The sequence below is a fragment of the Pontibacterium sp. genome (genome assembly GCF_964228735.1).
Lineage (GTDB): Bacteria > Pseudomonadota > Gammaproteobacteria > Pseudomonadales > Balneatricaceae > Pontibacterium.
Map to the genome: position 1 here is coordinate 1 of NZ_CAXRBQ010000106.1, position 22604 is coordinate 22604.

The 22604-nt window shown below is 53.4% G+C and carries 21 protein-coding genes and 1 riboswitch; of the genes, 15 read left to right on the forward strand and 6 right to left on the reverse strand.

The window, feature by feature from the left end; all coding sequences use genetic code 11:
* Nucleotides 1-192: 192 nt before the first annotated feature.
* Nucleotides 193-1371 (reverse strand): NnrS family protein, encoded by a 1179-nt coding sequence (locus ACEQ15_RS11915; protein ID WP_370279412.1) that lies wholly within the window; start codon nt 1369-1371, stop codon nt 193-195.
* 158 nt (nt 1372-1529) lie between these two features.
* Between ACEQ15_RS11915 and ACEQ15_RS11920 the strand changes: the two genes are divergently transcribed.
* From ACEQ15_RS11920 to ACEQ15_RS11940, 5 genes are read left to right on the forward strand one after another with little or no spacing between them, the layout of a single operon-like run.
* Complete coding sequence (locus tag ACEQ15_RS11920; RefSeq protein ID WP_370279413.1) at nt 1530-2429, forward strand: cobalamin-binding protein; 900 nt, start codon at nt 1530-1532, stop codon at nt 2427-2429.
* Between the two features lie 9 nt (nt 2430-2438).
* On the forward strand, nt 2439-2954 hold the full coding sequence (cobU, locus tag ACEQ15_RS11925; RefSeq protein WP_370279414.1) for a bifunctional adenosylcobinamide kinase/adenosylcobinamide-phosphate guanylyltransferase: 516 nt from the start codon (nt 2439-2441) through the stop codon (nt 2952-2954).
* Nucleotides 2951-4024 (forward strand): nicotinate-nucleotide--dimethylbenzimidazole phosphoribosyltransferase, encoded by a 1074-nt coding sequence (cobT, locus tag ACEQ15_RS11930; RefSeq protein ID WP_370279415.1) that lies wholly within the window; start codon nt 2951-2953, stop codon nt 4022-4024. Before cobU ends, cobT begins: the two co-directional genes overlap by 4 nt.
* 3 nt (nt 4025-4027) lie before the next feature.
* Nucleotides 4028-4636 (forward strand): histidine phosphatase family protein, encoded by a 609-nt coding sequence (locus tag ACEQ15_RS11935; protein WP_370279416.1) that lies wholly within the window; start codon nt 4028-4030, stop codon nt 4634-4636.
* A 30-nt stretch (nt 4637-4666) separates the two neighbouring features.
* Nucleotides 4667-6181 (forward strand): HDOD domain-containing protein, encoded by a 1515-nt coding sequence (locus ACEQ15_RS11940; protein WP_370279417.1) that lies wholly within the window; start codon nt 4667-4669, stop codon nt 6179-6181.
* A gap of 18 nt (nt 6182-6199) precedes the next feature.
* On the opposite strand, the gene ACEQ15_RS11945 is transcribed toward ACEQ15_RS11940, so the two are convergent.
* The 4 genes from ACEQ15_RS11945 to ACEQ15_RS11960 all read right to left on the reverse strand — a co-directional run bounded on the left by ACEQ15_RS11945 (nt 6200) and on the right by ACEQ15_RS11960 (nt 10266).
* Entirely contained in the window at nt 6200-6490 is a 291-nt protein-coding gene (locus ACEQ15_RS11945; protein WP_370279418.1) for a hypothetical protein, read from the reverse strand.
* A 105-nt stretch (nt 6491-6595) separates the two neighbouring features.
* Nucleotides 6596-7168 carry a cob(I)yrinic acid a,c-diamide adenosyltransferase gene (locus ACEQ15_RS11950; RefSeq protein WP_370279419.1) on the reverse strand — a complete coding sequence of 191 codons (573 nt, stop codon included), beginning with the start codon at nt 7166-7168 and terminating at the stop codon, nt 6596-6598.
* Between the two features lie 53 nt (nt 7169-7221).
* Nucleotides 7222-9036, reverse strand: coding sequence for a TonB-dependent receptor domain-containing protein (locus tag ACEQ15_RS11955; protein ID WP_370279420.1), 1815 nt, complete (start codon nt 9034-9036; stop codon nt 7222-7224).
* Between the two features lie 32 nt (nt 9037-9068).
* A riboswitch (cobalamin riboswitch) is annotated at nt 9069-9281 on the reverse strand.
* Nucleotides 9282-9354: 73 nt separating this feature from the next.
* The gene (locus tag ACEQ15_RS11960; RefSeq protein WP_370279421.1) at nt 9355-10266 is read right to left on the reverse strand and encodes a 2-dehydropantoate 2-reductase; all 912 of its coding nucleotides are present in this window, start codon (nt 10264-10266) and stop codon (nt 9355-9357) included.
* A 126-nt stretch (nt 10267-10392) separates the two neighbouring features.
* On the opposite strand from ACEQ15_RS11960, the gene ACEQ15_RS11965 reads away from it, so the two are divergent.
* Complete coding sequence (locus ACEQ15_RS11965; RefSeq protein ID WP_282350551.1) at nt 10393-10878, forward strand: YajQ family cyclic di-GMP-binding protein; 486 nt, start codon at nt 10393-10395, stop codon at nt 10876-10878.
* A 50-nt stretch (nt 10879-10928) separates the two neighbouring features.
* Entirely contained in the window at nt 10929-12512 is a 1584-nt protein-coding gene (locus ACEQ15_RS11970) for an MFS transporter (protein WP_370279422.1), read from the forward strand.
* 140 nt (nt 12513-12652) lie between these two features.
* Here ACEQ15_RS11970 and ACEQ15_RS11975 read toward each other — a convergent pair whose 3' ends face one another.
* The gene (locus ACEQ15_RS11975; protein ID WP_370279423.1) at nt 12653-13420 is read right to left on the reverse strand and encodes an SDR family oxidoreductase; all 768 of its coding nucleotides are present in this window, start codon (nt 13418-13420) and stop codon (nt 12653-12655) included.
* 432 nt (nt 13421-13852) lie between these two features.
* Here ACEQ15_RS11975 and ACEQ15_RS11980 point away from each other — a divergent pair, with 432 nt between their 5' ends.
* From ACEQ15_RS11980 to ACEQ15_RS12015, 8 genes are all read left to right on the forward strand, one after another.
* Complete coding sequence (locus ACEQ15_RS11980) at nt 13853-14404, forward strand: FxsA family protein (protein ID WP_370279424.1); 552 nt, start codon at nt 13853-13855, stop codon at nt 14402-14404.
* Between the two features lie 151 nt (nt 14405-14555).
* Nucleotides 14556-14849 (forward strand): co-chaperone GroES, encoded by a 294-nt coding sequence (locus tag ACEQ15_RS11985; protein WP_370279425.1) that lies wholly within the window; start codon nt 14556-14558, stop codon nt 14847-14849.
* 61 nt (nt 14850-14910) lie between these two features.
* The gene (gene groL, locus ACEQ15_RS11990) at nt 14911-16560 is read left to right on the forward strand and encodes a chaperonin GroEL (protein WP_370279426.1); all 1650 of its coding nucleotides are present in this window, start codon (nt 14911-14913) and stop codon (nt 16558-16560) included.
* A gap of 256 nt (nt 16561-16816) precedes the next feature.
* Nucleotides 16817-18373 carry an ABC transporter substrate-binding protein gene (locus tag ACEQ15_RS11995; protein WP_370279427.1) on the forward strand — a complete coding sequence of 519 codons (1557 nt, stop codon included), beginning with the start codon at nt 16817-16819 and terminating at the stop codon, nt 18371-18373.
* A gap of 196 nt (nt 18374-18569) precedes the next feature.
* Complete coding sequence (locus tag ACEQ15_RS12000; protein ID WP_370279428.1) at nt 18570-19547, forward strand: ABC transporter permease; 978 nt, start codon at nt 18570-18572, stop codon at nt 19545-19547.
* Complete coding sequence (locus ACEQ15_RS12005; RefSeq protein ID WP_370279429.1) at nt 19547-20506, forward strand: ABC transporter permease; 960 nt, start codon at nt 19547-19549, stop codon at nt 20504-20506. The genes ACEQ15_RS12000 and ACEQ15_RS12005 overlap by 1 nt, the downstream gene beginning before the upstream one ends.
* Before the next feature lie 5 nt (nt 20507-20511).
* Nucleotides 20512-21516: an ABC transporter ATP-binding protein gene (locus tag ACEQ15_RS12010; RefSeq protein ID WP_370279430.1), complete on the forward strand. Its 1005-nt coding sequence runs from the start codon at nt 20512-20514 to the stop codon at nt 21514-21516.
* A 78-nt stretch (nt 21517-21594) separates the two neighbouring features.
* Nucleotides 21595-22593, forward strand: coding sequence for an ABC transporter ATP-binding protein (locus ACEQ15_RS12015; protein ID WP_370279471.1), 999 nt, complete (start codon nt 21595-21597; stop codon nt 22591-22593).
* The last annotated feature ends 11 nt before the right edge of the window (nt 22594-22604 follow it).

The following is a 22604-nucleotide window of genomic DNA, read 5'->3' on the forward strand; positions in this document are numbered from 1 at the left end:
AGGCAACTGGGAGAGCAGGGCTGCCTATGAGGGCCGGAAACGCACATTCATCGTTAAGGCTTCACTGATCGCTGGAAACCGTGCGATAAGCCTTTAAAAGAGAGAACCCCGCTAAAAAGCGGGGTTCGTCAGCAACCTGAAAGCCTGTCTTTATGACAGGCTTTTTTGTGTCTGAAATGGATGCATGCTGCGTTAGCCAAACAATCCATCGGCGCGTGGTTTAACCAGTATCGGCAGGTAACGGACCAGGAACAAAATCCACGCCAGCATCCACAGGGTGCCAGACAGGTGCAGACCAGCCAGATACGGGATCGGCAGATGAGTGATTGATACCCGGATCACTGCAGCCAGGGTCATCAATACAAACGCGGCCACGATCATTGGGGTAACTGCCAGCGGACGGCCCGTATGGCCGAGGGAAACACGAGCCATCATGCCCAATGTAATCAGCCCAATCGCACCTGCCGCGAAGCTGTGGATTGCAATTGAGCCACTGGTCTGTCCTGCCGCAGCCAGCGCGGTCAGGGCATAACCCAGCGGGATAAAGAGGTAACCCAGCTGCAGAATCCACACCAGAGGTACTTTGAAAATTGCCGGACTGAACCAGCCGTACAGGCGAATTGCGCTTATCAAAGCCAGCACAGCAGAGGTTGCGATCTGCAAAGTAGCGTAGCTGGTCAGCATTGAGATCAGCCAGAGGGCTGTTGCGGGCAGGATTGTCTTTTCAACCCAGCTGTATCGGCTACAGGAAACCCCTGCAACACCCCGTTCGGTGAAGAACGGGATCACGCGACCTCCAATCACAGTAATAACCATCACAACCAGGTACAGTGCCAGATGCAGGCCGCTCATCGCGGTATTGCTGGTTACCCCCAGAGTCTCGAGATGCACCATCAGGTTGGCAGCGAAAAATGCAGCCAGGATAGGGATAAACATCAGGTTGCGGTAATTACCCGAACGAATGATCGGAATGCCGATGCCGACGGCAACTACCGGGGCAAATGCCAGATCGATAACCGCAACGACCTCGCCAGGCATGTCGGGTATAAAAGGCAGGATACGGGCAGCCAGCCAGAGTAGGAAAATTCCCGCCAGGGTGTTACCGAATGGGGTCTGGACGTTGGTCCAGTTACGCACGGCGGTCAGCAGGAAACCAGCGACAATCGCCATGCTGAAACCAAACAGCATCTCATGGGCATGCCAGTACATGGTGTTGCTGTAATAACCCACGCCAAGGCCGCTGCTGTAAAACACCAGCCAAAGGCCAAGCAGAATCACGGCGGCAACAGCGCCAAACAGGAAGAAAGGGCGGAACCCTAAATTAAACAGGGCAAAAGGCGAACTTTTGCGGGGCTCACCGATCGGGATCATCAATGCGGTCTCCGGGAAGATAAATGCGATGGTATACTGCGGGCAATCCTGCCGTCTGAATCATGTGTACCTGTATGTTTACGATCCTGTGCAACCAACATCATTATGCTGTTTTTCAGGTACGGTGAGCATTGTTTCATAATATGCATAAAAAATACATGTTAAATCTTATCGTGTTTGCCTGGTTGTCGCTGCTTTCTGCAACTGTATTGAGCGAAGTCAGGGTTGTGGATGATCTGGGCCGGCCTCTGGTGTTGCCTCAGGCCGCCAAAAGGGTGATCAGCTTGGCGCCCCATATCACGGAAAACCTTTATAGCGTTGGTGCGGGTGAACAGGTAGTGGCTGCGGTCAGCTACAGTGATTACCCGGAAGCTGCCAAGGTGCTGCCGCGGGTGGGCGACTTTGCCAACCTGAATATTGAACGGATCTTGTCCCTAAAACCGGATCTGGTGGTCGCCTGGATTGATGGCAGCTCCTCCGCCCAACTGGAGCGCCTGGAGCAACTGGGTATTCCCGTGTTGCGGGAGTCTCCGGATAGTTTTGCCGAGATTGCGAACAGCCTGCGCCGTCTGGGGGCCGTCACTGGGCATGACCTCGAAGCGGAAGAGGTGGCGGCCGATTTGGAAGCTCGGGTCGGCCATCTGCGTGAGCGCTTCCAGGAGCAAACAGTGCTGACCGTGTTTTATCAGCTTTGGCACCAGCCGCTGATTACCAGCAACAGCAGCCAGTTGATCGATCGCATCGTGCGCTTGTGTGGCGGCCGGAACATCTTTGCTGAGCGTCCTGAGATTGCGCCCCGGGTGAATATTGAAGCGGTGATCGCCGCCGATCCGGATGTAATTCTCTCAGGAGTTGAGAAACACGATCCCCAATGGCGTGAACACTGGCAGCGCTGGACGCAGATGAAAGCCGTAAAGCATGGCTTGCTGTTCGCCACCGACGCCGATCAGATACACCGTGCTACTCTGCGTGCCGTTGCCGGGGCGGAAGCCGTGTGTGAACAGATTGATCAGGCCAGACAAACGCTCACCGCTAAGCAGCAATCAAATCAGGATTAGAAGCCGTTTATGAAGCAGTTGATATTGGGTGGTGCCCGCTCCGGAAAAAGTCGTCTTGCGGAAACACGTGCTGAAGCCTCTGGCAAGCGTGTGATATATGTCGCCACCGCTCAGGCTTGGGATAAGGAGATGGAGGAGCGCATCCTACGTCACCGGGAACAGCGTCCATCCCAGTGGCAATTGATTGAAGAACCGGTTGCTTTGGCCGATGTAATGCGCACACATGCTACAGCAGACACCTGCTTGCTGGTGGATTGCCTAACTTTGTGGGTGACAAACCTGCTGTTGGCAGAGCCAGGGACGCTGGAGCGTGAGTTGGAGGCACTTTATAAGGTGCTGGGAGATTTGCCGGGCGAACTCATTCTTGTCAGCAATGAGGTCGGTTGGGGCATCGTTCCGATGGGTGAGCTGAGCCGGCAGTTCCAAGATCAGGCGGGCTGGCTGCATCAACGCTTGGGCGAGATCTGTGAGCGGGTGACGTTGACCGTTGCCGGAATACCGATGGAGATTAAACAACCCTCATGAGTACAGATGCCGATATGCAGTGGCTGGATCAGCCGATAAAGCCGATCTGTAAGCAAAGTATGCAAACTGCGGCTCAGCACCAGACGCAACTGACCAAACCGCTGGGGGCGTTGGGTGAGCTTGAAACTGTTGTGGTGCGTCTTGCTGGCATGCAGGGCAGAGTTAAGCCGGATATCGATGGCGTGCAGATCTCGGTTTTTGCGGCCGATCACGGCATTGCCGCGTCCGGTGTATCTGCCTATCCGCAGGAAGTGACTGCGCAGATGGTGATGAACTTCGCCATGGGTGGGGCGGCGGTGTCGGTGCTGGCGCGACATCTGCAGGCGGAGTTTGAAGTGGTTAACTTGGGTACGTTAACCGAGTTACCACCACATGATGCAGTGGTGTCCCGCGTTATCGCTGCAGGCACCCTGGACTTCTCTAGTGAAGCGGCTATGTCAGACGCGCAGGTACACCAGGCACTTGCGGTGGGGTGTGAACGTATCGATGCTTGTGCGGAGAAGCATCCTGACCTGTTCATCGCTGGGGAGATGGGTATTGGCAACACCTCTGCAGCCAGTGCAATCGCAGCTGCCTTGCTGCAGTTACCCGCAGCACAGCTGGTGGGACCGGGCACCGGCCTGGATCCTGAACAGGTGGCCCTGAAAGCGGCAAGAATTCAGCAGGCTCTGGATTTTCATACACTTCGTGCGGATCAACCGCTGGAGATTCTGCGTTGTGTGGGCGGCTTTGAGATTGCCGCGATGACCGGTGCCTATATCCGTGCCACACAGCAGGGCATTCCGGTGCTGATTGATGGTTTTATCAGTACGGCTGCGGCGATGGTTGCTGTGGCGCTTAAACCTGACGTGAAAGACTGGTTGCTCTATGGGCACTGTTCGGAAGAACCTGCCCATCGGCTGCTTCTGGATCACCTGGAGGGCACACCTTTGTTGTCGTTAGGCATGCGCCTGGGTGAGGGCAGTGGCGCCGCGTTGGCTGTAGATATCCTGCGCTCCGCGTGTCGCTTACATGCAGAAATGGCGACCTTTGCTGACGCGGGTGTCAGCGATAAAGAGACTGAGGCCTGAGTAATGCGCACCCTGACGCTGGACCTATTGCGCCACGGTGAAACCACTGCATCGGGCATTTATCAGGGACGAACCGATGTGCCGCTGTCTGAAAAGGGCAGTCAACAGATGCGGCAAGCGCTGAGTAAAGGAGTGAGCTGGCAACGGATATTGTGCTCGCCGTTACAGCGCTGCCGTTGTCCTGCAGAAGACGCTATCGGCAGATCAGGGTTGGCATTGCAGTCGGAGGATTGGCTGCAGGAATATGATTTTGGTGACTGGGATGGGCGGGCATTGGCTGATGTTTATAACGAGCAGCCCGAGCAGGTTGATGCTTTCTGGCGCGATCCTCAAACTAATCCGGCATCCGGCGGTGAACGGATTGATGACTTCAGTAAGCGTGTATTGATCGGGCGGGATCGTTTGCTGGACGCGGGAGATAGTCACCTTTTGCTGGTCACCCATGGTGGTGTCATTCGCGCCTTAATTGGCGATTGTTTAGGGATGAAACCGGCACAGTGGAGCCGTTTAAAGCTGGATCATGCCCATTTTACCCGCCTGAACTACTACACTGACCGGGATCAGGTTTGGCCTGAGCTGGTATGCTGCAATACGGCTACACTTCCTGATTAAACGTTGTAACAGATTGATGGAATACCTCTGGTGAAGTTCTCAGATACGCTGCGCATTATTTATGAAAAACTCGACAAGCTCGGAGACCTGCCGGTATTCAGCGCGACCGTCAACCGTATTCAGCAGGTCAGCAGCTCGGAAGAGAGTGATGCCATGGCGTTGGCGATGGCAATCATGAAGGACGCTAACCTCTCAGCCAAAATTCTGAAGATCGCCAACTCCTCGACCTATCACCGCGGCGGTCCAGCCATTACAGTGGTATCCCGTGCGGTGGTCCTGATTGGCTTCGCTAAGATCAAAAATATCTGTCTCACATTGAAGCTGATCGAAGGGTTCCACCAAAGTCACCCCGACCTGAATGTGCCGGGGTTGCTGATGCGCTCTTTCCTTAACGCCAATATAGCCAGTGATCTGTCGATGCGCAGCCGCCACCAGGGTGACCCTGAAGAGGCGTACATCAATGCTCTGTTGTTTGGTCTGGGGGAAATTGTCGTGGCCCACACCATGCCAAGCGCCTACCGCAAGATGCTGGTTGAGCGACGCAAGGGCACACATCCCTGGCAGAAGATTCAAAAGGCGATGCTGGGTGGTACCTTCAGTGATATCGGCCAGGACCTGGCGCGCAGCTGGGGCCATCCACCCCAGGTCGTGCAGGCGATGGCCCAGAAAGATGAAGTGACCGAGGGAGAGGAGGCTACGCAGATTGCCGGTTTGAGTTATGAGCTGTTGGAGCAGCTGTACGGCTTGGATGATATGGGGGAGCACAGCTTCGGCGAATCCCTGGACGACCTGGGTACCGTGACCGGGCTGAGCGCTGAGGAGATCACCGAATCCGCCCTGCGTTGCTACCAGCGGGTATCACAAACCGCGTCTGACTATGGATTGAGCTGCGGTAGCATGGTGCGCAACTATGTGCCAACCGGTGATGACGCTAAAGATGAACTGATGCGCCAGATGGCGTTTATTACGGCGCAGAGCGTAGAAGACGAACGAGAGATTGAAGCGCCTCAGGAAAGGGTTAAGGGCAGCCGTTATAACCAGGCGGAGCAGCAGCTGGACTATCTGAATCAGGTCACCGAGATGATCAATCAGGGCGAAGCACTGCCTAAGATCCTGAAAACGATTGTTACCGCAATGGAGAAGTGCTCTCAGCTGGATCGCGCCCAGTTGTGCCTGGTTAACCGTGCTGGGGATCAGCTGGAGGTGAAAATTGCCGAAGGCGAAGCGTTGGATCCGATTCAGTCTTACTTTACCCGCCGCAAGGATGGCAGCCAAAACGATATGTTTTTCCGGGTGATGTCGCGGGGTGCAACCTTGTTGGTGAGTGACCTGGATGAGAACGGTTGGCTGGAGCGTATTCCACCAGAGTTTGTTCAGGAGGTGGAATGCCAGGGCTTCGTGGTGGCACCGGTTGTGGTGAAAGACCGGGTGATTGGGATGTTATACGGTGACCGGCTGAAGGGGCGTGGACCGCTGGATGAACAGGACTTTAAAGTGTTCAGCCAGTTTGCCAGTCAGGCGCGGCTGGCGTTGCTTAACGCCTAGCCGCTACGGCAGGAGCAGTTATTCAGTTGCACCCTTGATAAATGACTTGGTGTTTTCCCAAGCGGACTGGCCCGTTTCAACGACAGCGTCAGCCCCTTTTTTACCCGCTTCCATCACGGTTTCCGCACCGGATTCGGTAGAGCATACTGCGCGCTGAGCGATGCACTTGGATTTGCAGCCTGCGTATGCGGCATCGTCTGTCAGGTGTGCAACTTTGCACTTGGTTTCACAAAAAGTCTGTTCGGTACCGCAATCGGCAAAGGCCGGGCTGGCAACCAGCAGGGCTGCGGACAGCAAAAAATAACGCATGGATTTCCCCTCAAACATGTTCAAAACCGGGTTTATGATCTGACCGGATCTTTTGCCGCCATTATAGGGGGCGGGCCTGAATATGTCCTTAATTTAGGCAACCCGTTAGTTGGCATCGGTGTCACGCTGCTTGCGTGGTTGCCATAATACTTCACCATCTCCTTCACGCGCCAGAATACGAGCCGCCACAAACAGCAGGTCCGACAGGCGGTTGAGGTAGGCGGCCCCCTGTGGATTGATGTATTCCTCGTGCCCCAGTTCGACCATACGGCGTTCCGCACGACGACAGATGCTGCGTGCCAGTTGACAGTTAGCAGCAACCCGGCTGCCACCCGGCAGGATAAACTCCTTCAGTGGTGGCAAGTCTTTGTTCAGTCGATCCAGGACCGCTTCCAGGTCAGCAACCACCTCTTCAGTGATCACCTGATATGACTCGTCGGCGACCGCAAGCTCACCACCGAGGTCAAACAGGTCGTGTTGCAGCGGTTGCAAGTCCTTCAGCAGTGGGTGATCGGGTGTCAGATCGGCAATTAAGACACCCAACAGGGAGTTCAGTTCATCCACCGTACCCAGCGCTTCGATACGAGGGTGGGTTTTGGCGACACGCTGTCCGTTAGCCAGTGCGGTGGTGCCTTTGTCACCGGTACGGGTGTAGATTCGGTTCAGACGATCAGACATTCTCAGCCCCATATGAAACAGGGCCTGATCAGGCCCTGTTATTAATAGTTATGTTAGAAACTATAGCCTAACGTCAACATGAGCTGACGATCAGGTGCATTGAAACCCTGATTGCTTTGGTATTGTTTGTTCAATACGTTATCTACACGTACGCCCAGTTCCAATTTTGGATAAGGCGTATAGCTCAAGTAAAGGTTGACCAATGTGTTTGATGGTAATGACGTGGTGTTTGCAGCGTCTGTAAAGCGCTTACCTTGATATAGCAAGTCACCACCTACAGAAAAGTTTTGCTTTACAGCGTATGCCATCTGCCACTTCAATTGCCGCTCAGGGCGATTGACCAAATCTTTGCCAGTTTGGTCATCGGTTGGATCTAACAAATCTAGTGCGACAGTGTGATCAACAGATGCAAAGTTGAAGCTTGTCGAGACTTCGAGGCCCTTTATGTTGGCGTCATTAACGTTGGAGGGTTTCCAGAAACCCGGTGGATCTTCAGTCCAGACAATCAGATTGTGAATATCAGTCTCATATAGACTTATGGCCCAACGCACTTGCTCTCCGCCGCTAAGAGACAGTTCTGTAGATTTGGATTCTTCAGGCTTAAGGTCTGGATTACCTGCGCCGAAAGCGTTCGCAGGGAAGTATAAGTCGTTGAATGTGGGTGCTTTGAAACCAATGCCCCGACTAAGGCCCAACTGCACTCCATTATCAAAATTCCAAGAGCCAGCAAGGCTCCAGGTATTCTTGAATCCAAACTGCTCGTCTTTTGTGCGACGTACGCTGCTTTCCAGATCAAACGGCCCGACAGAGTGAATGACGCCTGCAAAAACACTAGTCGTATCGCGTTCTTCGACATCGTAAGTCTGAGAGCTGTTACTAACATCATCCTGTTTGAAGTCAATCCCTGCGGTCAGGTCGGTATAGTCTCCTACAGTGATATTATTCAGCCAGTTCACTTCTTTATGCTGCGTAACGAACTTTGAGCCATTGGCTTTAGTTGTACCATTACCAAAAGTGAGCGAATCATCCTGACTGATACCCAAGGACAGGCTGCTGGCCAGATTTGATCTCAAATATGATAGCTTCAGGCCATGCGCATAGTTATTAAACTCCGTTTCATCGCCTCCAAAGTTTGGATCAAACTCGTAGTCGCCTTTCCATAGGTCGCTATTCGCTTGTATATCGAATTGTGCATTGATCTGGTGATTGATTGAGGCACTGAGGGTGCGTATGGAATAACCGTCGTTGTCTGTGCTCTGGCTATCTCGTACATCGTAACCGCCACTTTGTTCATCCGATACATGAACAGAGTAATAGGTTTGATCATTAATCTGTCTGCGCACAGAACCAGATACTATCTGCGTATTATCACTACCTGCACTTACAGATACCTTCGCGACGTTTTCGGAAGGTTTTTGGTTGGTAAATATTTGCAGAATTCCGCCGATTGCGTCTGAACCATATAGTGTGGAACGAGGACCCCGAACGTACTCGATACGATCAATCTGATCGACAGGGATCAAGTTGAACATTGTTGTTCCGAGAGTCGCAGAATTAATGCGCTGGCCGTTCAGGAGAATAAGTGTATGGGAGCTGTTAGTGCCGCGTGTAAACAGAGAGGTTGATTGTGCCTTACCGCCACTACTAATAATTGATATGCCGGGCAAAGTAGTAAGGGCCTGTTTCAGAGATGTGATATTTTTCTCTTCAATCTCTTCACGCGTTATCACAGAAACCGGTGCGAGCGTTTCTGTGATAGGTTGCTCAATACGGTTTGCCGATACAATTACCGTATCCAGTTCGGTTTCCTGCGCATACGCAGGCAGAGCCGCCAGCAGGGCTGCTGACAGAGACAGAGTAGTTTTCATTATTCCCCTCGAGATGTGCCCACCGCACATGGTCTGAATATGAGGTTACTGGTCGGTCTCCGGGCTTACGACCTGCATCAATGGATGCAGGCAACAGCACCTTCCCAGATCCGAAAATCCAGTGGTATCCAGCTGTTGTTATGGTCGTTTACCGTTGCGGGGGCAGCGTTGGACTTGCACCAACTTCCCGATTCTCCCAACTGTTGGTCCGTCAATGTGCGGGCACCAGTAACAGGCGGCGCTAGTGTAGGCATTGCGGCGCTGGCGAGCAATTGAAACTGGATCAGTTAACTATGAAGTTTATTCAAGAACTAGCAATTACTTGGTTGTTTCTTTCAAGTGTTCGTACAGTTTCTGGTTTTCTGGCAGCGTCAGTCCGGCCTGTTTGGCCTTCTGGAGAAGGTAACCGGTGATGTAGTCCAACTCCGTTTTTCGCTGATGCCGTACATCCTGCAGCATTGAGGAGAAGTTGGCGCCGGTTGCACGGGCCACCGATTCAGCCTGTTGGATCGCCGGGCCATCAAACAGCTGCAGATTGAGCTGCTGGCACAGTTGGTCGATCTCAGCGCAGACACGGCTCATATGCTGAAACTTTTCCGGATCTTCCGTCAGTTCACCGTTTCGGCAGTCGTAGAAGGCGGTCAACGGGTTGATCGCGCAGTTGATGGCCAGCTTACGCCACAGGCTCAGTTCGATCTGCTCGTCAGCAACCAGCGTCAGGTCTGAGGGGGTTAACTCTGGCGGGATGGCCGGTAACGCTGTCGTTGCCTGCGAAAGTGGACCTGCCTTGGTTTCACCGCTGCCGGCAAACACCACATGGAAGGGGGCTTTCAGCCAGGCACCGTCGGTGGTGGACGCCGCCCAGACGTTGATGGGTGCAAGGCGGGTTGCTGCTTCCTGTTGGGCGCCCATACCGTTCTGCATCACTACAACACAGGCATCCTGTCTTATCTGACTGGCAACGGGCTCGAGGGCGGGCAGGGTGTCGTAGGCCTTGGTGGTTATCAACAGGTTGCTGATCGGGCCGCAGTTGTCGGGTAGGCATGCGTCTACTGGATAATAATGATGCGTATCTTCGCTTTCCAGTACGACCGCACCTTTAGCATTAAAGGTATCCAAACGTTCAGGGCTACGGAGGATCAGGGTTACCTGGTGACCTGCTTTGGCCAGGTGTGCTGCCCACAGGCAACCAATCGAACCTGCGCCAAGAATATGCCAGTGTGCTGCCATTGATCTGATCCTTTCTAGATGTGGAGAGTAAACAGTCGCTAATGATAACTATCTGAGTCTTTGGGTGAAATGGCTTGTGGCCTCATATAAAATTCATGCATTACACAAGAATTTCAGGAGCAATCGATGCCATCTTTTGACGTTGTATCCGAGCTGGATACCCACGAACTGACCAACGCTGTAGACCAGGCCAACCGCGAAATCGACAAGCGTTACGACTTCAAAGGTGTTGATGCCAAGTTTGAACTGAATGACGACTCCATCGTGATGACCGCTGAGGTGGACTTTCAGCTGCAGCAGATGATGGATGTTCTGCGTACCAAAATGGTGGCGCGTAAGATTGATGTGCGCTGCATGGACGTGAAAGACCCGGAAATGGCAAATATGCGTGCCCGCCAGACCATTGTTCTGAAGCAGGGCCTGGACCAGCCAACGGCGAAAAAGATCACCAAGATGATCAAGGAAGATAAAAAGCTGAAGGTACAGACCCAGGTACAGGGTGAGCAGGTACGTGTAACCGGTAAGAAGCGTGATGATCTGCAGGCGGTTATCGCAATGCTGCGTGAAGCCGAACTGGAAATTCCACTGCAGTTCAACAACTTCCGCGACTGATTGTGGTCACATCACAAGAACCTGTCATTGATTGAATCAGGGAGCTACCTATGCAGGGGCCTCAAGCCAGCTGGCGTGAATCGCTTGGGGCTTTTTTTCACCCTCGGGTGATTGTGATGTTGTTGTTGGGATTCTCCGCCGGAATCCCAATCCTTCTTATATTCTCCTCCCTTTCCCTGTGGCTGCGAGAAGCGGGTATTGAGCGTGCCGCGATCACCTTCTTCAGTTGGGCCGCACTGGGTTACTCTTTTAAGTTTGTTTGGGCGCCGTTGGTGGATCAGCTTCCCGTGCCCTGGCTCTCCCGCGCTCTGGGTCGTCGACGCAGTTGGTTGCTGCTGGCACAGCTAGCGATCATTGCTGCGATTGGGGGGATGGCGAGCATTGATCCAGCGCTTGGGGAGGGCAGCCAGACTGCCATGGCGTTGGCGGCAGTTGCGCTGGGTTTTTCGTCGGCCACGCAGGATATCGTGATCGACGCCTACCGTATCGAGGCGGCTGATACCCGATTGCAGAGTATGATGTCGGCGGCCTATATCGCCGGTTACCGCGTGGCAATGGTGGTGGCGGGTGCCGGAGCTTTGGTGTTGGCTGCTGGTTTTGGTACCGAATTGGGTAACTATCAGTACGCTGCCTGGAGCAGCACCTACTGGATTATGGCTGCAGTGATGCTGGTGGGGGTGTTCACCACCCTCAATATCCGGGAACCTGAAGTCAGTGCACAGCGCAGCTATAACCACAGCGCCGTCGAATATGGCCGCTTTGTTGTACTGTTTGCCTTGGCGCTGGTCGGTTTTATCCTCTGCTTCTACTTCACCTCTGAGCCCGCACGCGAACTGAAAAAGGCACTGGCTGAGCTATTGGGTAACCATGCGTTGGGTTCTTTCCTGATTGAAGCGTTGCGCCTTGGTTTGGCTGCGTGTGTGAGTTTTATCCTGGCCCGGGCGTTGTTAAAAACCGGACTGGTTGAACGCTCGATGGTGGATGAAACTTACGTCGCGCCGGTACGTGATTTCTTTGATCGTTATGGTGTAAAAGCGGCCCTGTATCTGTTGTTGCTGGTGGGCAGTTACCGTATATCCGATATCGTCTTGGGTGTGATCTCCAACGTGTTTTATCTGGATATGGGCTTCAGCAAAGAGGAGATCGCTACCGCGGTTAAAACCTTTGGTGTAGTGATGGCGATTGTGGGTGGCTTTCTGGGCGGTCTGTTGGCCATGCGCTGGGGGGTGTTGCGTATTCTCTTCCTAGGAGCGCTGCTGTCGGCGGCAACCAATCTGCTGTTTATGATTCTGGCGGATAAAGGTGCTGACCTACTCTGGCTGTATATTGTGGTGGCAGCGGATAACCTGTCGGCAGGGCTTGCTGGCGCGGCCTTCGTGGCATTCCTCTCCAGCCTGACCAGTATCTCGTTTACAGCGATGCAATACGCAATTTTCAGCTCGTTAATGACGCTGCTGCCCAAGGTTCTGGGTGGTTACTCCGGCTCCATCGTGGATAGCGTCGGTTACGACTGGTTCTTTATCTTTACCGCACTGATTGGTTTGCCGGTGTTGGTGCTGATTGTGATGGCGCAGCGTTGGCTGGGGTTTGAAGAGCCAGAAGCCGTTAGTACTGAAAAGGCTGATTCTGTGTAGGTTGGGTCGAGGCGTAGCCGACACCCAACACCACTGCGTGATCGAAGAATTGCTGGGTGTCGCTTTACTCGACCCAACCTACCTAAAACAAAAAAACCGGCCAATTGGCCGGTTTTTTTAGAAGGAGACAGTTCGAAGGATTAGATGCGCAGTGCGCCGTCTACTTCGATGCAGCGACCGTTTACGTAGTCGTTTTCCAGGATAAAGGAAACGGTACGTGCGATCTCTTCAGGTTTACCCAGACGCTTAGCAGGAATGCCCGCAGCGATCTTGTCCAGTGCTTCCGGTTTCATGCTCATTACCATCTCGGTACCGATGTAGCCCGGTGCGATGGATGCTGCACGGATACCGTAGCGCGCCAGTTCTTTCGCCCAGGTTACAGCCATCGCTTCTACGCCTGCTTTAGTCGCGGTGTAGTTGGTCTGGCCCATGTTGCCGTGACGGGAGATGGAAGAGATGTTGATGATGCAACCTTCAACACCCAGGTCGATCATCTGAGCTGCGGCTTCACGAGCACACAGGAAGGTACCGGTCAGGTTAACATCCATCACCAGGTTCCACTGGTCCATGCTCATCTTGCTTTTAACTTTGCCAGTCTCACGGTCAACCTTCAGGAACAGGCCATCGCGGGTAACACCGGCGTTGTTTACAACACCGTTAAGTGTGCCGAAGTCGGCAACCACATCCTGGAACAGTTTTTCTACATCTGCTTCGTCCGCAACGTTACAGATATAGCCGCGTGCTTCCACGCCTTTTTCCATGCAAAGACCGACAGTCTCGTCGATAGCTTCCTGACTCAGGTCAGCCAGTGCCAGCTTTACACCCTTACCAGCGAGTTCCAGTGCCATTGCGCGACCCAGACCGCGACCACCGCCAGTAATAACAATAACTTTATCTTTCAGTTCCATCGTGGGGTTACCTTATTCTCGGTTAACTCTTTTTTATTGTGCGTTGCGTCATTTTGCGTACGGAAACGTTATATCGCTTTTGCACAAAAGTCTAGAATCTGCACAGTTAAAATTAGGCGCTTTCCCGTATTTTTCAATCGCAAAGCCGCATGGTGTCGTTTGTTGCGGCTGCTAAGATTATGAAATTAATGGCTTTTTGCAGTTGCGTGAATTTTTTGTGCAGGTGCAGCGTGCATGAATTTTTATCCCAAAGTAGGGGGTGAAAAATGGGCATTTAACCCCATATAAAAGTACTAATGGCGGGGGAGAACAAAACGTTGCCGGACTGGGGTAGGAGGCTTGGTCTACAGGTTTCTATAGTACTGCCCGATAAGGGTGAAACCCGTTATAGTCTGGTGGTCCCGTCTATCTGATTGTATCCAGAGGTTATGAATGCGGTTTCTTTTTCTTCTCTTCATCATTGTCCCGATCATTGAGATCACACTGCTGATTCAGGTAGGTCAGGCGATTGGCGCCTGGTATACCGTTGGTTTGGTGCTGCTGTCTGCGTTTATTGGTGTAAATATGCTGCGCTATCAGAGTGTATCTACCTTGGCGCGAGCCCAGCAGCGCGCTAATCAGGGGGAAATCCCAGGGCGGGAGATGGTCGAAGGGATTGTGCTGGCGGTCGGTGGTGCCCTGCTTGTAACGCCGGGTTTTGTGACCGACGTGATCGGTTTCTGTTGTCTGATCCCTTATACGCGCCAGGCATTTGCAAATGCGATGATCAGTCGATTTACAGTTGTAGCGATGAACAGCCGTCAGGCTTCGTTTGAGAGCACGTTCGGCGGCCCGGGTTTTGATCCGTCGTCTCCGGAAGGGTTTGAGTCTAAAGAGCAATCCCAGCAGGAAGGTGCCCACTACGCGGATTCTCCGTTCCGTAAAGATAAGCCGCAGTCACACGGTGGTGATGTGATCGACGGTGAATATCAGCGCAAAGAGTAATAGAAAAAAATCAAAAAATTTTGCGGTGGGGTGTTGAAAACAGTTTTGACGGCCCCATCTTTGAAACAACCGATACGGAACGGTATTCCGTTTCGATACAAAACAACTAATTCAATTGTTTTTCGATCAGTTAGATCAGGAGAATGAACTAATGAAAATCCGTCCACTTCACGACCGTGTTGTTATCCGTCGTAGCGAGGAAGAAGCGACCACAGCGGGTGGCATCGTACTGCCAGGTGCAGCAGCAGAGAAGCCTAACCAGGGTGAAGTTGTTGCAGTAGGTACAGGCCGTGTCCTGAATAGCGGTGACGTACAGCCACTGACCGTTAAAGTGGGTGACAAAGTTCTGTTCGGTGCTTACGCAGGCTCCAATACCATCAAAGTTGAAGGTGAAGAGCTGCTGATCATGACCGAAGGCGAAATCTACGGCGTACTGGAAGACTAATCGTCTCCATCTTTATTTGTCGTTTTTTTAAGAATTTATCGATTACAGGATTATTTGAATCATGGCTAAAGACGTACGTTTTGGTGATGACGCTCGTCAGCGCATGCTGGCTGGTGTGAACATTCTGGCTGACGCTGTAAAAACTACCCTGGGTCCTAAGGGCCGTAACGTTGTACTGGACAAAGCGTTCGGTGCTCCAACCGTAACTAAAGACGGTGTATCTGTAGCGAAAGAGATCGAGCTGGAAGACAAGTTCGAGAACATGGGCGCGCAGATGGTTAAAGAAGTAGCGTCCCAGGCTAACGATGTAGCAGGTGACGGTACTACGACTGCAACTGTACTGGCTCAGGCGATCGTTAACGAAGGTCTGAAATCCGTTGCGGCTGGCATGAACCCAATGGACCTGAAACGTGGTATCGACAAAGCAACTGCTGCTGTTGTTGAGCAGCTGCAGGGTATGGCTGTGCCATGTGCTGATTCCAAAGCGATCGCTCAGGTAGGTACTATCTCCGCTAACTCTGACACTCAGGTTGGTGAGATTATCGCAGAAGCGATGGAAAAAGTAGGTAAGGAAGGTGTTATCACCGTTGAGGAAGGTTCCGGTCTGGAAAACGAACTGGACGTTGTAGAAGGTATGCAGTTCGACCGCGGTTACCTGTCTCCTTACTTCATCAACAACCAGGACAACATGAGCGCAGAGCTGGAACAGCCGTTCATCCTGCTGGTTGACAAGAAAATCTCCAACATCCGTGATCTGCTGCCAGTACTGGAGCAGGTTGCTAAGTCTTCCCGTCCACTGCTGATCATCGCAGAAGACGTTGAAGGTGAAGCGCTGGCTACTCTGGTAGTAAACAACATGCGCGGTATCGTGAAAGTTGCAGCTGTTAAAGCTCCAGGCTTCGGTGATCGTCGTAAGGCTATGCTGGAAGACATCGCGATCCTGACGGGCGGTACTGTGATCTCTGAAGAAGTGGGTCTGAACCTGGAAGGTGCGACCCTGGAGCAGCTGGGTCAGGCGAAGCGTGTTTCTATCACTAAAGAAAACACCACTGTTGTTGACGGTGTTGGCGCGCCAGAAGCTATCGAAGCTCGCGTTAACCAGATCCGTGCACAGATGGAAGAAACGTCTTCTGACTACGACCGTGAAAAACTGCAGGAGCGTGTTGCTAAGCTGGCAGGCGGTGTTGCAGTAATCAAGGTTGGTGCTGCGACTGAAGTAGAGATGAAAGAGAAGAAAGCACGCGTAGAAGACGCTCTGCACGCAACCCGTGCGGCAGTAGAGGAAGGCGTGGTTCCTGGTGGTGGTACTGCTCTGATCCGTGCCCTGGACGCTGTTCAGGACCTGGAAGGTTCTAACCACGACCAGCGCGTAGGTATCGAGCTGGCGTTCCGTGCTCTGGAAGCGCCTCTGCGTCAGATCGTTGGTAACTGCGGTGAAGAAGGTTCCGTAATCGTATCCAACATCCGCGAGAAGGGTGAAGGCAACTACGGTTACAACGCTGCTACCGGTGAATACGGCGACATGCTGGAAATGGGTATCCTGGATCCAGCTAAAGTAACCCGTTCCGCACTGCAGGCTGCTGCTTCCGTAGCAGGTCTGATGATCACTACCGAAGCGATGGTTGCTGATAAGCCATCTGAAGGTGGTGCTGCAGGCATGCCAGACATGGGTGGCATGGGTGGTATGGGTGGCATGGGCGGCATGATGTAATCATCCCCCACGACACTTATGTCAGAAAAAGCCCGGCTTGTGCCGGGCTTTTTTGTGTCTGGAGGAAATGTAGAAACTCAGCGCTGATAGGGGGTGTAGCCTGATACGTATCGTGTATACAGATTCTCTATACGCGATACGTATAGCCCTTTCCGTAATTCCGATTGGTGTCGTATTGGCCATCATTTAGTCTGTTTCTTGAACCTTAATTGAGTAATCACTCAACCCTAAGAAGAACAAACAAGGGACACACAAAATGAAAAAGACCGCTTCGATTCTCGCCGGAGCCATGTTGAGCTTGGGTCTTATGACCGGGGCACAGGCCGCAACCCTGAAAATGGCATACGATGCCGATCCGGTTTCCCTCGATCCTCACGAACAGTTGTCCGGTGGTACCCTGCAGCTGTCCCACATGACGTTTGACCCGCTGGTACGCTGGACCCGTGATCTGGGCTTCGAGCCACGCCTGGCTGAAAAGTGGGAGCGTGTTGATGATCTGACGATGCGTTTCCACCTGCGTAAAGGTGTGAAATTCCACAGCGGTAACGACTTTACCGCACAAGACGTTGCCTTCACTTTCGAGCGTCTGCGCAACTCTGCTGACTTCAAGGCGGTTTTCTCGCCGTTCAAAGAGATCAAGGTTGTTGATGAACACACCATTGATCTGGTGACCAATCAGCCGTTTCCGCTGGTGCTGAACAACGCAACTTACCTGTTCCCAATGGATAGCAAGTTCTACACCGGTACCGATGAAAACGGTAACGCCAAGGACATGCTGGTGAAGCACGGTAACTCCTTTGCATCCCGCAACATCTCCGGTACCGGTCCTTACACTGTGAGCTACCGCGAGCAGGGTGTGAAAGTTGAATTCGCACGTAACATGGATTACTGGGATAAGTCCTCCCCAGGTAACGTTGAAAAGATCGTGCTGACGCCGATCAAAGAAGCCCCAACCCGTGTCGCTGCACTGCTGTCCGGTGACGTGGACTTCATCGCACCGGTACCACCAACCGACCACAAGCGTATCGGTAGTTCCAAGAAAGTGGACCTGGTAACCATGGGCGGGACCCGTGTAATCACCTTCCAGATGAACCAGGAGCGCGTTGAAGCGTTCAAGGATGCACGTGTACGCCAGGCGATCGCTTACGCGATCAACCAGGAAGGTATCGTGAAGAAGATCATGAAAGGCTTCGCGACCCCGGCGGCACAGTTCTCTCCTAAGGGTTACCTGGGTTACAACGAAGCGCTGACTCCACGTTACGATGTGAAGAAAGCGAAACAGCTGATGAAAGAAGCCGGTTACGAGAAAGGCTTCAGCATCACCATGATGGCGCCAAACAACCGCTACGTGAACGATGCGAAGATCGCTCAGGCTGTGGCTTCCATGCTGTCTAAGATCAACATCAAGGTTGACCTGAAGACCATGCCTAAAGCGCAATACTGGCCGGAGTTCGATGCTCGTGCGGCTGACATGATGATGATCGGCTGGCATGCGGATACCGAAGACTCCAACAACTTCTTCGAATTCCTGTCTACTTGCCCGAACAAGGACAGCGGTGCTGGCCAGTACAACAGCGGCAACTACTGTAACCCTAAAGTAGATGCGATGGTTGCACAGGCAAACGCTGAAACTGATCCGGCAAAACGTGCTGAGATCATGCAGGGCATCGAGAAGATCATTTACGACGAAGCGGGTTTCATCCCTCTGCACTGGCAGAACCTGGCGTGGGCTGCGAACAAAAACGTAGACCTGGAGCCTGTTCTGAACGTGATGAACTTCCCATACCTGGGTGACCTGGTCGTAAAAGACTGATTGCAGGTAGACCGAGTCTTCGGTCATGGTGACAACCCCCGTGCGGGGGTTGTCCTCTTTTTCCAAGCTTCTGCCTGTGGTTGGGGGATAGCGACCCTGACCGCCTGTGGATACACTCCACACATTGCATTCGCTACATAACTCAAAGAATAAAAGTCCGTTCAGGGAAGTGCGGGCGCATCAAGGCTGAAATACCATGATTGCTTTTCTGATTAAACGGTTGGTTCAGGCCGTAGTCGTAATGTTTGTTATAAGCCTGATCAGCTTTTCCATTCAGGATAACCTGGGTGACCCGTTGCGTGAGCTGGTGGGCCAGTCCGTTTCCGAAGAGGAACGACAGGCGCTGCGTGACGAGATGGGCCTGAATGATCCTTTCCTGGTGCAGTATGCGCGCTTTGCCACGAATGCCCTGCAGGGCGATCTGGGCACCTCCTACTTCTTCAAGGAGCCGGCGCTGGAGGTCATACTGAAGAAACTACCAGCCACGCTTGAGCTGGTGTTTGGCGCCACCCTGATTATCGTGTTTGTGTCGGTGCCATTGGGTGTTTACTCGGCCATCAATCCCCAAAGTCTATTCTCGCGGGCGGTCATGGGGATGAGTATTGTCGGGATCTCCATCCCGGTATTCCTGACCGCGATCGGTCTGATTTATCTGTTTTCGATTGAGCTGGGCTGGATGCCATCCTACGGCCGCGGTGAGACCGTGTCGGTATTCGGCGGCTGGGAAACCGGTTTTGCCACTGGCGATGGCCTGGCACACCTGGTGCTGCCGTGTTTCACCCTGGCATCAATCATGCTGCCGCTGTTTATCCGTCTGATCCGCGCCGAGATGATGGAAGTACTGCAGTCCGAATACGTACGTTTTGCTTGGGCCAAGGGCCTGCAGGCGCGTCGCATCTATTTCCTGCACGCACTGAAAAACACCATGCTACCGGTTATCACTGTTGGTGGTGTGCAGATCGGCACCATGGTGGCGTACACCATTCTGACCGAAACCGTATTCCAGTGGCCGGGCATGGGTTTCCTTTTCCTGGAAGCCGTCAACCGCGTGGACACGCCGCTGATCGTGGCATACCTGATTGTGGTGGGTGCGATCTTCGTGATCACCAACACCATCGTGGACCTGATCTACGGCCTGGTTAACCCGACTGTAAAACTGGCAGGTAAGAAATAATGAACGATCAATCTCAGATTCTTGAAGCCGCGCCAGCTGCACCTTCTGCCTGGGAGCGCATGAAGGACAGTCACCTGTGGCACAGTTTTAGCCGTGACCGTGTTGCTCAGCTGAGCTTTGCGATCTTTATGACCTACGCCATCCTGGCGTTGTTCGCGCCACTGTTGGCGCCGTTTGATCCGTATGATGTGGCCTCTATCGACATCATGGATTCGGAAATTGCACCAAGCTGGGCAGAAGAGGGTGATGAGCGCTTCTGGCTTGGCACCGATGCCCAAGGCCGTGATCTCTGGTCTACGATTCTCTACGGTACCCGCGTCTCTCTGACTATCGGCCTTTGCGCGGTTGCGTTGCAGGCTGTGTTGGGGATCTGTATCGGCCTCTGTGCAGGTTATTTCGGTGGCCGTATCGACAGCATTCTGATGCGCGTGGCTGATGTGCAGCTGTCTTTCTCTACCATGATGGTTGCGATCGTTGTGCTGGCGGTATTTCAAGCGGCCTTTGGTACCGAGCTGTATCAGCAGTTGGCGATGATCATGCTGATACTGGTGATCGGTATCGCCGAGTGGCCACAGTATGCCCGTACCATCCGTGCCTCTGTATTGGCTGAGAAGAAAAAGGAATACGTGGATGCGGCCCGTGTCATTGGCCTGCGCTCGCCACGTATCATGTTCCGTCACATTCTGCCCAATACCCTCTCACCGATCCTGGTTATCTCTACAGTGCAGGTGGCAAACGCCATCATCTCGGAAGCGTCTCTGTCCTTCCTGGGGCTGGGGATGCCAGTATCCGAGCCGTCGCTGGGTTCCCTGATCTCCAGTGGTTTTGAATACATCTTCTCCGGTTCCTGGTGGATCACCGTGATTCCGGGCGTGATTCTGGTAGGCCTGGTACTGGTGATGAACCTGCTGGGTGACTGGTTGCGCGATGTACTTAACCCGAAACTGTACAAGGGGTAATCAAGATGACGACGCTGTTAGAAGTAAAAAATCTCGAAGTACGCTTCGGGCTGCGCAGCGGCGAAGTGAAAGCCCTGCGCAACATCAATTTCACTTTGGAGCGGGGCGAACGCCTCGGTCTGGTGGGAGAGTCCGGCGCCGGTAAATCGGTACTGGGTTTCTCCATCCTCAACCTGATCTCCAAGCCGGGTTATATCGCCGACGGTGAGGTCCTGTTTGAAGGCCGTAACCTGGCGGACCTGTCTGCTGAAGAGCTGCGCAACATTCGTGGCAACCGTATCTCGATGATCTTCCAGGATCCGATGATGACCCTGAACCCGGTGTTGACCATCGGTGAGCAGATGATCGAGTGTCTGATGACCCATCGCAAGATCAGCAAGCAGGATGCGCGTAAGATCGCCCTGCAGAAACTGCAGCAGGTGTACATTCCGTCACCAGAAGCGCGTCTGGATCAGTATCCGCACGAGCTGTCCGGTGGTATGCGTCAGCGTGTAGTCATTGCGATTGGTCTGCTGATGGACCCGGATATCATCATTGCCGATGAACCGACCACCGCACTGGACGTAACCATCCAGGCGGAGATTATGGAGCTGATGCTGGAACTGTGTGAGCGTAACAACGTAGCACTGATCCTGATCACCCACGACCTGGGTGTGGTCTCTCAGGTAACCCAGAAAACCATCGTGATGTACGCCGGTCGTGTCATTGAACAGGGTCCGACCAAAGAGATCATCAACGATGCTCAGCATCCTTACACCCAGGGCCTGATGAACGCACTGCCGCAGATGGCGGTGCCGGGCCAGCGGCTGAACCAGATTCAGGGGTCGATGCCTCCGCTACAGCGGATCCCTACCGGTTGTGCCTTTAACCCACGCTGCAACTATGTGCTGGAGATCTGTAAGCACAACCTGCCGGAATTTACGCAGTCAGGTGGTTGCCAGGTGGCCTGCCACATGGTGGCGGAGATGAAGCGCGAAGAAAAGTCCGCGCGCATGCAGGAGGAGGTTTAAGCAGCCATGACCAATTTGAAACAACAGGCTGCTGTTACCAGTCAGCAAGCCGCAGAAGCACCGCAGTCCCAGGAAACGATGGTACGGGTGGAAAATCTGTACAAGAAGTTCTCTATCTCCGGTGACTTCCTGGATCAGCTCAAGTTCAAGGGTGGTAAGTTTGTCCGCGAACAGGAGTTCGTGCACGCGATCAACGGTGTAAGTCTGGACGTTAAACGTGGCGAAGCACTCTGCGTGGTGGGTGAGTCCGGTTGTGGTAAGTCCACCGTGGCACGCACCGTGATGGGCCTGTTGAGCCCAACTGCCGGTTCGATCCATTACCAGGGACAGCGTATCGATAATCTGAGCGACCGTCAGCTGATGCCGTACCGTCGCAAGATGCAGATGATCTTCCAGAACCCGTATGCGTCCCTCAACCCACGTATGACCATCGCCGAAACCCTGATGGAGCCGGTGGCGCTGCACAACCCGCAGTGGAATGCAGCAGAACTGCGCGACAAGGTGCACGAGGTGATGTTCTCTGTGGGTATCGATCCAAGCTGGGGCGAACGTTATCCACACGAATTCTCCGGTGGTCAGCGCCAGCGTATCAGTATCGCCCGTGCCCTGGCGGTAGATCCGGAGTTTATCGTGGCGGATGAACCGATCTCCGCATTGGACGTATCGATCCAGGCACAGGTACTGAACCTGATGATGGACGCGCAGGAGAGCCGCAACCTAACCTACCTGTTCATCACCCACGACCTGTCGGTGGTTGAGCACTTCGGTACCCGTGTGGCGGTGATGTACCTGGGTACCCTTTGTGAGCTGGCGCCAACCAAAGCGCTGTTTGCCACACCGCGCCACCCGTACACCAAGGCACTGCTGTCGGCAATTCCACGTCTGGAAGATGACCGCCCGCAGCACATCAAGTTAAAGGGTGAGGTGCCGACACCGGTTAACCTGCCGTCCGGTTGTGTGTTCCATGGACGTTGCCCGCATGCCAACGAGCGCTGCAAACGGGAGATCCCGCAGCTGATTGCTACCTCCGACGGTGGTCAGGTTGCCTGTCACGCAGTCGAAGAAGGTCGCATCTAAGGCGGACGTTG